The organism is Endozoicomonas sp. G2_1 (genome assembly GCF_017744155.1).
GTDB lineage: Bacteria > Pseudomonadota > Gammaproteobacteria > Enterobacterales > Alteromonadaceae > JAGHQT01.
Window position 1 is genome coordinate 490,570 of sequence record NZ_JAGHQT010000001.1, and the last position, 12,865, is coordinate 503,434.

Genomic DNA, 12,865 nt, shown 5'->3' on the forward strand with positions numbered 1-12,865 from the left:
ACTAATCAAGGATAAGTACTCAATATGGTTCGACAATATCCCCATAGCTTTGCACAACCGTCAACGATTGAGCTGACAGATTCTCCTACCCAGTTAGAAGCCTTGAGCCTTGATAAAAAGCTTGCCAGTAAAACTGAATATGAAAAGCTATTAACCAAGTGGCAAAAACGTATGTTAACTGTACAGCAGGCTTATTATCGCCAAAACTTACGAGCACTCATTGTTTTTGAAGGTTGGGATGCCAGTGGTAAAGGTGGCGCAATTAGAAGGCTGACGGAAAAGCTCGACCCAAGAGGCTTTACTGTTTTTCCCATTGCGGCACCAAGTCAGGTAGAACAAAGTAAACACTACCTATATCGATTTCAAACTAAACTTCCCGCTGCTGGTAATATCAATATTTTCGACCGTTCTTATTATGGACGGGTTTTGGTCGAACGAGTTGAACAATTTGCTTGCGAGCGTGAATGGCAGCGAGCCTATCAAGAGATTAACGAGTTTGAACGTTTACTAACTGACGACGGTGTCAAGATCATCAAACTGTTCCTTCACATCGATCAAGATGAGCAACTCAAACGTTTTCAAGAGCGTATTAAAAACCCTAACAAGCGTTGGAAGCTAACAGAAGAAGATTTGCGCAACCGAGATAAATGGCCAAGCTATCAAACAGCAATCAACGATATGTTAAAATATACATCGACTAACTCTTCGCCATGGCAAGTGATCGAAGCCAATCGAAAATGGTACACCCGAGTTGAAGTACTAAAAACCATCGTCAAAGTACTTGAGTGTGATGTTGATTTAACACCGCCGGCATTAACTGACGACATTAGAGCAATGGCGAAAACTCACCTTAAACTCACGCTATAGCTCATGTTGCTTGTTCATATCGGCAGCCAACAAATTAACTGTTTGAGGAATTTACGGCTGCCATTTTCACAACTTTATGGTTAGAATAATTACAATTGCTTAATTAATAACTATAAAGATCAAACAATGCAAAGCGCTTACATTGCAAGACAGGCTATTTTCGACAGTAAATCAAATACCTATGGCTACGAGCTGTTATTCAGAGACAGTCCTGAAAACAGTTTTCCCAGCATTGATGGTGACGTCGCTACATCAAAGTTAATACTGCAAAACCATATTTTAGGTGATATTCAAGCACTAAGCATGAATAAACCAGCATTTATTAATTTTACTGAGCACAGTTTAGTCAATAAATTTCCATTGATGTTTGACAAAGACTCTATTGTTATCGAATTAACTGGCCAACAAAATCCCACGAAAGGTTTGCTTAAAATAGTCCAGTTTTATCACGATAAAGGCTATAAAATCGCACTAACTGAATACGATGTAGCAGATCACTGGCAGGCCTTGTTTCCATATTTAGCGATGATCAAAGTCGATATAGAAAAGATCAACCCTAAGCGATTGTTACCACTTCGAACTCAACTCAAACCTTTCAATATCAAGCTCGTTGCTGAAAAAGTTGAAACCCGTTTTCAACGTCAAGCGCTCGCAGAAATTGGTTTTAATTACTTTCAAGGTTTCTTCTATGCTGAGCCTGAAATCATTGAAGGACAAATATTAGCGCCAATTAAAACGCAAATGTTAAACCTTATCAGTGAAACATTTAAATCGCCGCTCGACTTTTCTGCCATTTCAACCATCATTAGCCAAGACGTCAACTTGAGCTTAGGCCTATTAAAAATGGTCAATAATGTGGCAACGGGTACAAGGGTTGAAGTGACCTCGTTAAAGCAAGCTGCTGCATATTTAGGTGAAGATAAATTAAGACAGTTTGTCTCTATTCTTGCTCTGTCTAAACTGAGTTCGGAAGACTCAGATGAAATTTCCAAACAAGCGCTTATTACCGCTCGCATGATGTCATCACTTGCTAAAAGCAATCCGTTTAGAGAAATTTACGAATACTCTTTTATTACCGGCTTACTGAGCAGTATGGAAGTAATTTTGAGTATGTCGATGGCAGACATCTTAAAGACCATGCCACTTGCAGCACCTATTGAGCAGGCGCTTATTGAAAAAACAGGATTGTTGGGCGAACTCCTACAGCTAACCTGCGACTTTATCACGGGTAGAACGTCAGATATTAACGAGCGCGTTGGAAAATTTGAGCTATCGACAGAAGGGTTACAAAAAGAGTTTGTTGCAGCAACTAACTGGTATACACAACTTTTGAGATAAACATCAATACAAAAAGCTCACCAGGTGAGCTTTTTTATGTCTTAATATTGCAGGCAAGTTGCTAGTTAAACTTACTTGAGAAGCGGTAGCCTGAACCACGAACGGTTTGAATAAAGTTCTCGTGACCGTAACCGGTAATCGCTTTGCGCAATCGTCGAATATGAACATCTACGGTGCGATCTTCTACATAAACATTGGTACCCCAAACGTTATCAAGTAGCTGTTCACGGCTGTAAACGCGTTCGGTATGCGTCATAAAGAAATGTAGCAAACGAAATTCAGTTGGCCCTAAATCTAAACTCTTGTCATTTATTGACACGCGGTGCGCTACTGGATCTAAAGTTAAGCCTTGAAATTCGATCACTTCTTCAAGAGATGTCGGTGAAACGCGGCGAATAACGGCTTTAATTCTAGCGATCAGCTCTTTTGGTGAAAACGGCTTGGTAACGTAATCGTCTACGCCGGCATCAAAGCCTTTAACTTTGTCTTCTTCGTCACCACGCGCAGTTAGCATAATAATGGGAATATTGCGGGTATATTCGTTTTGCTTAAGGGATTTAGCTAATTTAACCCCAGTTCCCCCGGGTAACATCCAATCTAATAGGATAAGATCAGGGTAAGGTTCTTTTATCGCAGCAACTGCCGCATCATAATCCTGTACTTCTATGGTATTAAAGCCGTTTTGCTCTAAGACAAAGCTGATCATTTCTCGAATTGGAGCTTCGTCTTCAACAACTAAAATCTGTCTGTTCATCTAAACGTTCCTGAAACCTAATTCTACCCGTCCGGTAATGGCGCCTATTGTGATACACTTTAATGACAGTTTCATGACATTAAACCAAATTAGTTAGCTAAATAAAGTCTACTTGTTAAAACCTCTAACCGCTAGAATTATTGTAGTAAAAACAATAACAAAAAGCTTTTTATTAGTTAAAAATCAAACTGACTAAGGGGAGTAATACCTGACAAAACAGTGATAGCTTTGCAGACAAAGTGTCAATGATTTTACACTAATATCATTGCTATTATCGACGAGGCTCGCATTTTGTCGTTATTTATGTGTAAAATCATGAGATAACAAGATAATTTCGCTGATAATGAATAAAAATAGCATATCGAAAAAGTTATTGACCCGGGTGTTATCACTCTATTTTGTCCTGACGTTCTTAGTTACAGGTCTACAAATACTTGCCGAGTACTACAACACCAAAAGTCACATTAACAGTGAATTACTTACCTTAGAAAAAACCTTTAGTAGCAGTTTAACCCGAGCTGTTTGGGAACTTAACACTCAACAAGCCAAAGACATCGCTGAAGGCCTAGTCGCGATTCCTATGATTAAAGGCATCACAGTTCGAGATGAAAATCAGCAAATCATTGCCCAGCTTGGTCAACAATTCGACGGTACTAACCCAAACAGTGCTAATCCGCAACAAGGTGGCCTTTCGACATTTTCAGAAAGTTATTTTGGTCATACCTTCCCACTCATTTTCGAATTTTCAGGGCGAACTACTGAAGTTGGGAGTGTCACGTTATTATCGAGTAATCAGGTCGTTTTTAATCGTATAGAAGTAGGTATTTATTTTCTTATCGGCAACGCAATGATCAAAACGGCTGCACTGATCTTGCTATTTTCACTCGCTTTTTCAAAACTTCTAAGTAGACCTTTGTTCAATTTAACCCAACAAATCAATCAGTTTGATATTGAAGACCCTGAAGCATACAAGCTTCACCAAAGTAGCTACGAAAAGAACGAGCTGACTATTTTAGAAACAGCCTACAACAACCTTATTGACGAACTCGTTATCCATAAAGAAAAGCTCGCTCATGTTCAAGGAGATTTGGTCAGCGCCAATTTAAAACTCGATGAACAAAATTTATTACTTGAACAAGAAGTCGCCCGTAAGACCTCGTCGCTCAGTACAACTATGCTTGAAATGGAGCAACAGCAGCGAGAGCTTTTAACTCAAAAAGAACAGCTGCAAACGGAAAACAATCGCCGCAAACAAACCGAAACGCGACTAATTGCAACTAATCAGGAGTTAACCTCACTGATTAGCGAATTGCATCAAGCTCAAGAGCGTTTGTTAGACGCAGAAAAAATGGCAAGTTTAGGTAACTTATCAGCAGAAATATCTCACGAAATTAATACTCCAATAGGCATCAGTATTACCTCAAGCTCTTACCTTGAGGAGTTGTTGAAAAAGCTTGAGCTGTCGGTTAGCGAGCAAACACTGTCGAAAAGAGAGCTGGGCGAATATATCGACAACAGCAAACAGTCGATATCACTATTAGTCAACAACCTGCAAAGAGCACTGGAGCTAATCTCAAGCTTTAAGCAAATTGCCGTTGACCAAACCAGCAACAAAATTCGACAAGTCAGCATGGCAAAATACCTCGACGAAATTATTCAGTCGTTACATCCCAAACTGAAAAAAACCAGCCATAGAATCAGTATTGACTGTCCGACTGATTTAACCGTTCACGTTCATGCCGGCGCCATTGCACAGATATTTAGTAATCTAATCATAAATTCTATCATCCACGGCTTTGAACAAATTAACCGAGGTGAAATCAATATAAGTGTTAGCCGTTATCAACAAAAAATTGTCATTGACTACAGTGACAATGGTTGTGGCGTGGCACCTGAACAGCTCGATAAACTGTTCGACCCATTTTACACTACTAAAGAAGCACTTGGCGGTTCCGGCTTGGGTACTCATATTGTCTATAACCTTGTCCACGATGTCCTTAACGGAAGTGTCAAAGCGACTAGCGAGCCAAATCAAGGCCTGCACTACCACATCGAATTTGAAGACATGAGCTAATACTATTTTAGCTCAAGCGGTAGCTATTGTTGCCGCTCTTGCGCTATCATTGCCCTCTTTTTACGAAACACACTAAAACTGGCTAGTCGACAATCGCAACCAGTTATATTTACTTGTTATTCAAGCCTGTTGGCTGTTCAATTACCTAAGTTAGGAATTTCCTCATGTGGTTTAAAAATCTCTATTTCTTTGCCTTCACTCGTCCATTTGAATGGCAAGATCAAGACTTAGAAAAACAATTGGCCGAAAATTTGTTTACTCCTTGTGGTGCAACTGAAATGGCTCATTTTGGCTGGGTTAATGCATTGGGCAAGCACGGTCAAAGCTTAGTGCACAATGCCAACGGTAACGTTTTACTGTGTGCTCGCAAAGAAGAGAAGATGCTACCTGCATCGGTCATTAAAGATCTACTCGAAGAAAAAGTAGCTCATTTAGAAGCAGACCAAGGTCGCTCAGCGACTAAAAAAGAGAAAGAGCAATTTAAAGAAGATATCGTCTTCGAATTATTACCTCGCGCATTTTCTAGAATTAATGATACTCATGGTTACATCAGTGCCAAAGATAACATCATCGTCATTAACAGTAGCAGTCGAGGCAAAGCGGAAGACTTCCTGGCATTACTGAGAAAGTCGTTAGGTACCTTGCCGGTTACTAGTGTCTCACCAGAAATGGCTCCCGATGAAAAAATGACCGATTGGCTGGTTGAAAACAGTTTAGGAGCTTCGTTCACCATAGGTATGGAAGCTGAATTCAGAGCACTTGGCGACGATGCGGCGATTGTTCGTGTTAAAAACCAAGACTTGGCCAGCGACGAAATTAGCCATCACTTAGAAGCAGACAAATACGCAGTTAAATTGGCTTTAGAATGGGATGAGTCATTATCATTTGTTTTATGTGATGATTTGGCCATCAAACGAATTAAATTCTTTGATGTACTTCAAGAGCAAAACGATGATATCGACAGTGATGATGTCATCGCTAAACTCGATGCCGACTTTGCCCTTATGGCCGGTGAACTCAATCGCTTCATCAGTGATTTACTCGCAGAGTTTTCAGTAAAAGCTGCTGACTATTTAGACGCCAGCTAAGCGCTCATAAAAGCCACTGCGATCATCAATAGCAGCGATATTTCATTACCAATACATTAAACTCAGATACAAAAAAGCGCATTGTAAATAGTAACAATGCGCCTTTTCCTATACTCATAAGTGTTAAGACTTAATCAAAACTCGCTTTAACTTCACTGACGAGCTCTTTAAACTCGTCGCTGTCCAAATATTCTTCATCTGGCAATATGCCTTTTTTCACATAACTGGCAATTAACGTCGCTTTAGTTGCCTCGCTTTTGAAAATATCATGACAAATAGCACCAGCTCGAATAAAGTCAACGTAGTGAATTTCTTCCGGTAGTACAGAAAGGTCACTCCAACTCTTAACTAATTCAGTCAAATCATCAGAAAAATCCCACGCTTTAGTCACTTCGGCACCAATCGTACTGGCTAGCTTGACAATCGCTTGTTGTAAAAAGGTTGGATTAGCAAAAACATCAGGATGCTTTTCAGCTTCAGTCAAAATAGGTAACACACCAACATTGTGAACTAATGCCGCCAGCGTTAGTGTATCTAAAGCAAATGGCGCGTGTTTATTATCTTGTAAATAACGGCTCATTAGTGCTATTGCCACAGAAGCAACGTCAATTGTTCTGCTCCACGATTTTTTCAAGTACATAGCAACAATTTCGTTTTGTGAAACAAAAACCTGTTTCACCGCCATCGCCGTAGCAATACTTTTAATTTGTCGTAAACCAATTCTCGTCAACGCTTGGTGCACGGTTTCAACTTTAATAGCACGCCCCAACATTGCGCTATTGGCTACTTTAATCATACCCAAAGACAATGCCGGATCTTGACTAATCACTTCACTCATTGCATTTAAATTTACTTCTGGGTCGTCCGCCGCTTTACGCACTTTTAACGCGATTTCAGGTAATGTTGGTAAGACCAAACTGTCCTGCTTAATTTTCTCTAACAATATTGTGTAAAGCGCATTCTCTGTTGCCATATGTGTTCCTTAGTAGCTCTTATTATTCTTGATAACCTATAACTTCACGCTACTAACAAACTTGACTTGCGTCAACAAAACTTTGAAAAAATGGTGCTTTTAACCATCTTTGATTGCAGGCTTTATTTTCATCAATACAATGTCCAACATTTTTACTAGACAATATATTCGACATAGTTTGACAATGTTTAAGCCAGAACTTCTCTCGCCGGCAGGCAGCCTCAAAAATATGCGTTATGCATTTGCTTATGGTGCCGATGCTGTTTATGCAGGAACACCTCGATACTCATTACGCGTAAGAAATAATGAGTTCAATTTAGAAACCACAGAACAAGCAATTAACGAGGCACATCAGCTCGGTAAGAAGTTTTACTTAGTCAATAATATTGCCCCGCACAATAAAAAATTAACCACCTTTATCGAAGATTTAAAGCCGTTAATTACTATGCAACCGGATGCCTTGATCATGTCAGATCCGGGGATGATCATGTTAGTACGTGAACAATTTCCAGATATGCCAATTCACTTATCAGTACAAGCCAACACCATTAACTGGGCAAGTGTTAAGTTCTGGCACGCTCAAGGCGTAGAGCGAGTAATTTTATCCCGCGAACTTGCCATTGATGAAATTGAAGAAATTCGTATGCGTTGTCCGGAAATGGAGCTCGAAGTGTTCGTGCACGGTGCTTTGTGTATGGCTTATTCTGGTCGCTGCCTACTCTCTGGGTACATCAATAAACGCGACCCGAACCAAGGAACATGCACCAACGCCTGTCGCTGGAAATACGATGTCCATCAGGCCAAAGAGACCGAAACGGGCGATGTTATCGCATTACCTGGCGTACAAAATCAGGTGCCGTTGACCTACACGCCAAACAACGAAGACGTGGTCTTACTGCAAGAGCAAGGTCGCCCAGGTGAGTATATGCCGACGTTTGAAGATGAACACGGTACTTACATTATGAACTCAAAAGACTTACGCGCCATCGAGTTAGTCGAACGCTTAGTCAAAATTGGCGTTCACTCACTTAAAATTGAAGGCCGCACTAAATCTTTTTACTACTGCGCCCGTACCGCACAGGTTTACCGCCAAGCAATTGATGATGCCCTAGCCGGTAAAGATTTTAATCCAGTGCTCAACGACAGTCTTGAGCATCTCGCCCATCGCGGCTACACCGAAGGCTTTTTGCGTCGTCATCATCCGAAAAAACAACCAAGTGAGCTGCAAAATTACGATTACGGTTACTCTAAAAGCGATAGCCAGCAATTTGTCGGCGAAGTTATCGGACGTAATCCAGACAATGGCCTAGTCGAAATCGCCGTTAAAAATAAGTTCTTAGTTGGCGACAAATTGGAACTCATGACACCCAGTGGCAACCAAACCTTTTTGTTAACTCACATGGAAAACAAAAAGAGTGAAGTAATCCTTGATGCCAAAGGCTCTGGCTATACCGTTTTTATCTCACTTGAGACTGAGCTCGACTTAGAATACGGCATTATTATGCGCTATTTGAGTGACGATCAAACCACCCGCCACCCATTTAAACAAGAGCTATAACGCAGATGCGTAGTTACTGAGGCACAAATGGCATTACTGATTGAAAAAAGCTGTATTAATTGCGATATGTGTGAGCCAGAGTGCCCAAATGAAGCTATTACTATGGGTAAATCTATTTACCAAATAGAGCCCGAAAAGTGCACTGAATGTTTGGGTTACTACGATGAACCCCAATGTATTAAAGCTTGCCCGATTGATTGCATTGTGCCGGATCCCAACCACCAAGAAACTGAAGAGACTTTGACTAAAAAGTTTGAGCAACTCTACTTTTAGCTTTTAGTGATTGAAGTGTGACCGTGCACCCTATGTATAAAAATGCCAGCGTAATGCTGGCATTTTTATAGGTCGTTTTTCAGTCAAAATTACGGCTCAGAGGTATTATTAATTTCTAAGCTATTCTCAGCCTCTGTTGCGCCTTGGCTGTAGTAAGCGACCCGCTGCTGATCCTGCGCCAATGCCATAAACAACGGCTGCCGTGTACCCAATAAAAATCTTGAAGCAAGATTTGCTTGTTGATCATAACTATCGAGTAAAAAGCCTTGAGTGCGATCAAATCTAGCGTAACGGGCTTGTTTTGAGCTATCCGGACTAAAGAGTAAACTAACAAACCTATCAGTATCTAACTCAAGTAACCCTAAATCGGTAAAAGTAGTGCCATCATAGCTCAAACGGTTACTGGTTGGGCTTTGTAAATAGACATCGGTTTCGGCGTTATTAACAAAAAAGCTCGTAATATTATCGTTTTCACCGAGTGTTTCAGGTCTATACTGGTCGATAAAGGTCAAACCAACTTTGTTAATGGTTGTAAAATCATTAACTGCGGTTGAATAACGGCGCAGCTGACTGGTCGCATTTTGCAGCGCATAAAAAACATTGTTTTGTGCGCTGACATCAGCACTGTTAGTGCCAAAAGTATCTTCAAAATTAACAAACAAGCGCTCTAAATTCTCATTACCAAGCTCTAAAGCTTGTGTAACAACAAAGTAACGCCCCTTAATATTAACAAACGTGAATGGCGCTGCCTGTAATGTCACTTCACTATTGTCTAAGGTCGTCACACTATTATCACTTAGATTTATTTGATAACGGCGTAATTCAGTTTGTTCATTACCATCAGCATCAGTTACAGTTTCTGTTGCTTGCGCCAGCATAAGTTGCCCATTGGGGTGAACGATTAAATTGGTTAATGTGGTATTTTCAGGCGCAACGGCAATATCACTGACTTGTGTCCCCGTATACAAGTGATAACTCTGTAACTTATTACCCGTTGCTAAATAAACAATCGGCTGATCAGGTGCCGTTACCAAAGTATTAGTGTTAATGGTCAGCCCTTGCTGGCGAATTGCGCTACTGCTTTGATCACTGTGATAAAAGTGAACATCGATATTCTGGGCTTGAACATTGGTGATATCAGAGCTAGTGAGGGTTATCGTTGCCCGGTTTAAACTGTTGATCTCAGCACTGCTAGGATCGGCAGTGATTGTCAAAAATTGACCATCACTGCTTTGAGTTAGCGTCAGCCAATCAGCGTCAGTTTGTGCTTGCCAAGTAAAGTCTGTCAGATTGTTAGACAAAATCGCCACTTGCCTGCTGAGTTCACTAACATTAGCGGTATTCACTAGGCCAACATGAGCCTGCTCTGCATACAAGTAGAGGTTGTCCAATCCTAGTTCCACTGGTAACAAACGAGTGTCACCCGAAGTGACTTCAGTAATCGTAATATTGCCTTGTGACAAGCCTGGTGCTGTTATACCGCTCAAATCAACGTTTACTGTGACAGTGCTAGTACCTGTACCCGAGCTAGCGTCAAAGCTCAACCAAGGTAAGTCAGAACTTAACTGCCACTGATTATCACTGACACTGGTCAACTCAAAACTCTGGCTAGCAATACTGGTGGCGCCAAATGTTTCACCAAAGCTGACTAAGTTGGTATTAGGTGTTAACTGCCAAACAAGCAATGAAACATCGATATCTTGATGTTCAAAGGTGTTTTGTGCAACGCTGCCAGTCGAAAGTCGAACTACAGTGTTAAATGACCCCGGCGCAATTCGCTCTTCGTTTATAACGTCAACTTTTAAGGTGGCGCTATTGTCCGTTGTATTTTCTAGGGAAAACTCAAGCCAAGGCACAACATCAGCGCCGGGCGCAAAGCCGACTAATAATCCTTCACCTTGGAAACTGACATTGACTGAAAAGCTGTCATCGGATCTATTGAGAACTTGATTGCTAAACTTGAGTTCTGAGACATTTGTCGAAATTGAGAATCGCGGGTTGTTGTCACTCGAACCACCACATCCTGATACCAAGAGCACAACCAATAAGAACAATGAAAATAAATACCCTTGTTTATTCACAGAGCTATTATTAAATGCGTTCATAATGTTCCTTTATCGTTATTATTAAACCACCAAAAGCATTAACACTATTCTGCGTGATAATTAAGCTAATGTAAAAACTTATCGAAAATTGTTAATAAAGTCAGAATCAAAGGAGTAAACATCGACGTTAATGACGCCGATGTTAGTAGCGGAGAAAAAGAGTAAAGGTAGTAAAAAACTAGTCGTCGAGATCAATAAAATGAGCGCCAAATCGCGCTTTAGTACTCAAGTAACCTTCATTACCCTTCTTGACAAATGCACTGGTTTTAACATGCTCAACAATGTCAACATGCTCTTTAATCGCGTTAATTTTTCTCGGATTATTAGTGACCAATTTAATCTTGGTGACACCTAGGCCATTGAGCATAGTGATAGCGTCATCAAAACTGCGCTCGTCATCGCCAAAGCCCAAATGTCGATTGGCCTCATAGGTATTCATCCCTTGTGACTGCAGAACATAGGCATCAATTTTATTGTATAAACCAATACCTCGCCCCTCTTGGCGCAAGTACAAAATAATACCACCTTCAACGGCCATTTTGTTGATGGTTTCGTCGAGCTGTTCACCACAATCACAGCGAGATGAATGAAAAACATCACCGGTTAAACACTCTGAGTGCATTCTCACTAGTGGCGCTTCTTGAGTTAAATCTGCCTGTTTAAACACTAACGCAATATGCTCATTGCCAACATCAAACTGCTTAAAAGTTACTATTTCTGCTGGAATATCACTATTAGTGCCAACGTTTAATGCCACTCTGGCTCTTACATCAGTCATAAACTCAAATTCACTAGATTAAAAAATGAAGGCTAGGTACAAGCGCTAAATGGATGACCTATACCTCTGGGTAACAAAGTATTGAATACAAAGATAATGGGGCTGGCAAAGAGAAATTCAAGCTAAGCAAGCACTATTTAACAGTACTAGCTTAGCCATAAAACGAATAAGTAGACGCGTTTATTGCCAACTAAACCGAAATCGGGGCAGCGATATGCGGATGTGCTTGATAATCTTTCAACTCAAAATCGTCAAAGGTAAAGTCAAAAATACTCTTGACCTCGGGATTAATCGCCATCGTTGGCAATGATAGCGGCTGCCGTGACAGCTGTTCATCTACTTGTTCAAGGTGATTCAAATACAAGTGCGCATCGCCAAAGGTGTGAATAAACTCGCCGAGTTCCAAGTCGCAAACTTGAGCTATCATCATAGTAAACAGCGAATAACTCGCGATATTAAATGGCACTCCCAAGAAAATATCGGCACTACGTTGATACAGTTGACAAGAGAGCTTGCCGTTTAACACGTAAAACTGAAATAGCGTATGACACGGCGGCAATGCTTGTTTGCCATTTTCAGCATTCTCATTCGGGCTAACACTGGTATCTGGTAAGACTGCTGGGTTCCAGGCAGTAATAATATGGCGTCTCGAATCGGGATTAGTCTTCAAGTCGTCAATCAATTGCGCAAGCTGGTCAATAGTTTCGCCATTAGCGGCGGGCCAATTACGCCACTGAACACCGTAAACAGGGCCGAGTTCACCGTCTTCTGTTGCCCAATCGTCCCAAATTTTAACGCCGTTTTCTTTCAAATAGGCAATGTTAGACTCACCTTTAATGAACCAGAGCAACTCGTGAATAATTGACTTTAAGTGACATTTTTTCGTTGTCACTAAAGGGAAGCCCTTACTCAAATCAAAACGCATTTGATAACCAAAAATACTCTTGGTGCCTGTGCCAGTGCGGTCTGATTTTTCAACCCCGTGATCTCGCACATAGCGCATCAAATCTAAGTAAGTTTGCATGTAAAATCCCCTGCCCTAAAATCTCTTGTAAAC

The 12,865-nt window shown here is 40.8% G+C and carries 11 protein-coding genes; 6 read left to right on the top strand and 5 right to left on the bottom strand.

The window, feature by feature from the left end; translation table 11 throughout:
- The first annotated feature begins 24 nt into the window (after nucleotides 1-24).
- Both J7384_RS02250 and J7384_RS02255 read left to right on the top strand, forming a co-directional pair.
- On the top strand, nucleotides 25-867 hold the full coding sequence (locus J7384_RS02250) for a PPK2 family polyphosphate kinase (protein ID WP_209110867.1): 843 nt from the start codon (nucleotides 25-27) through the stop codon (nucleotides 865-867).
- A gap of 126 nt (nucleotides 868-993) precedes the next feature.
- Nucleotides 994-2,205 carry an HDOD domain-containing protein gene (locus tag J7384_RS02255; RefSeq protein ID WP_209110868.1) on the top strand — a complete coding sequence of 404 codons (1,212 nt, stop codon included), beginning with the start codon at nucleotides 994-996 and terminating at the stop codon, nucleotides 2,203-2,205.
- A 61-nt stretch (nucleotides 2,206-2,266) separates the two neighbouring features.
- Here the strand turns inward: J7384_RS02255 and phoB are convergent, their stop codons facing one another.
- Nucleotides 2,267-2,959 carry a phosphate regulon transcriptional regulator PhoB gene (gene phoB, locus J7384_RS02260; RefSeq protein ID WP_209110870.1) on the bottom strand — a complete coding sequence of 231 codons (693 nt, stop codon included), beginning with the start codon at nucleotides 2,957-2,959 and terminating at the stop codon, nucleotides 2,267-2,269.
- 343 nt (nucleotides 2,960-3,302) lie between these two features.
- On the opposite strand from phoB, the gene J7384_RS02265 reads away from it, so the two are divergent.
- Together J7384_RS02265 and rdgC are read left to right on the top strand one after the other, a co-directional pair.
- Nucleotides 3,303-5,033 carry an ATP-binding protein gene (locus J7384_RS02265; RefSeq protein WP_209110872.1) on the top strand — a complete coding sequence of 577 codons (1,731 nt, stop codon included), beginning with the start codon at nucleotides 3,303-3,305 and terminating at the stop codon, nucleotides 5,031-5,033.
- Between the two features lie 164 nt (nucleotides 5,034-5,197).
- The gene (gene rdgC, locus J7384_RS02270) at nucleotides 5,198-6,121 is read left to right on the top strand and encodes a recombination-associated protein RdgC (protein WP_209110874.1); all 924 of its coding nucleotides are present in this window, start codon (nucleotides 5,198-5,200) and stop codon (nucleotides 6,119-6,121) included.
- Nucleotides 6,122-6,251: 130 nt separating this feature from the next.
- On the opposite strand, the gene J7384_RS02275 is transcribed toward rdgC, so the two are convergent.
- A complete protein-coding gene (locus J7384_RS02275; RefSeq protein ID WP_209110876.1) occupies nucleotides 6,252-7,094 on the bottom strand; it encodes an HDOD domain-containing protein in 843 nt (280 codons plus the stop codon).
- Nucleotides 7,095-7,278: 184 nt separating this feature from the next.
- On the opposite strand from J7384_RS02275, the gene yegQ reads away from it, so the two are divergent.
- Both yegQ and J7384_RS02285 read left to right on the top strand, forming a co-directional pair.
- Nucleotides 7,279-8,652, top strand: a complete 1,374-nt coding sequence (yegQ, locus tag J7384_RS02280; protein ID WP_209110877.1) for a tRNA 5-hydroxyuridine modification protein YegQ — start codon at nucleotides 7,279-7,281, stop codon at nucleotides 8,650-8,652.
- A gap of 27 nt (nucleotides 8,653-8,679) precedes the next feature.
- Complete coding sequence (locus J7384_RS02285; protein ID WP_209110879.1) at nucleotides 8,680-8,925, top strand: YfhL family 4Fe-4S dicluster ferredoxin; 246 nt, start codon at nucleotides 8,680-8,682, stop codon at nucleotides 8,923-8,925.
- A gap of 89 nt (nucleotides 8,926-9,014) precedes the next feature.
- Here J7384_RS02285 and J7384_RS02290 read toward each other — a convergent pair whose 3' ends face one another.
- The 3 genes from J7384_RS02290 to J7384_RS02300 form a co-directional block, all read right to left on the bottom strand.
- A complete protein-coding gene (locus tag J7384_RS02290) occupies nucleotides 9,015-11,030 on the bottom strand; it encodes a BACON domain-containing protein (protein WP_209110881.1) in 2,016 nt (671 codons plus the stop codon).
- A 178-nt stretch (nucleotides 11,031-11,208) separates the two neighbouring features.
- The gene (gene ribA, locus J7384_RS02295; protein WP_209110883.1) at nucleotides 11,209-11,808 is read right to left on the bottom strand and encodes a GTP cyclohydrolase II; all 600 of its coding nucleotides are present in this window, start codon (nucleotides 11,806-11,808) and stop codon (nucleotides 11,209-11,211) included.
- Between the two features lie 190 nt (nucleotides 11,809-11,998).
- Nucleotides 11,999-12,832: a thymidylate synthase gene (locus J7384_RS02300; RefSeq protein WP_209110884.1), complete on the bottom strand. Its 834-nt coding sequence runs from the start codon at nucleotides 12,830-12,832 to the stop codon at nucleotides 11,999-12,001.
- Nucleotides 12,833-12,865 lie beyond the last annotated feature (33 nt).

Excerpts from the sequence above, each read along its gene's own strand:
- J7384_RS02250 (WP_209110867.1), top strand. The coding sequence starts at position 25 with ATGGTTCGACAATATCCCCATAGCTTTGCACAACCGTCAACGATTGAG.
- J7384_RS02255 (WP_209110868.1), top strand. The coding sequence starts at position 994 with ATGCAAAGCGCTTACATTGCAAGACAGGCTATTTTCGACAGTAAATCA.
- phoB (WP_209110870.1), bottom strand. The coding sequence starts at position 2,959 with ATGAACAGACAGATTTTAGTTGTTGAAGACGAAGCTCCAATTCGAGAA.
- J7384_RS02265 (WP_209110872.1), top strand. The coding sequence starts at position 3,303 with ATGAATAAAAATAGCATATCGAAAAAGTTATTGACCCGGGTGTTATCA.
- rdgC (WP_209110874.1), top strand. The coding sequence starts at position 5,198 with ATGTGGTTTAAAAATCTCTATTTCTTTGCCTTCACTCGTCCATTTGAA.
- J7384_RS02275 (WP_209110876.1), bottom strand. The coding sequence starts at position 7,094 with ATGGCAACAGAGAATGCGCTTTACACAATATTGTTAGAGAAAATTAAG.
- yegQ (WP_209110877.1), top strand. The coding sequence starts at position 7,279 with ATGTTTAAGCCAGAACTTCTCTCGCCGGCAGGCAGCCTCAAAAATATG.
- J7384_RS02285 (WP_209110879.1), top strand. The coding sequence starts at position 8,680 with ATGGCATTACTGATTGAAAAAAGCTGTATTAATTGCGATATGTGTGAG.
- J7384_RS02290 (WP_209110881.1), bottom strand. The coding sequence starts at position 11,030 with ATGAACGCATTTAATAATAGCTCTGTGAATAAACAAGGGTATTTATTT.
- ribA (WP_209110883.1), bottom strand. The coding sequence starts at position 11,808 with ATGACTGATGTAAGAGCCAGAGTGGCATTAAACGTTGGCACTAATAGT.
- J7384_RS02300 (WP_209110884.1), bottom strand. The coding sequence starts at position 12,832 with ATGCAAACTTACTTAGATTTGATGCGCTATGTGCGAGATCACGGGGTT.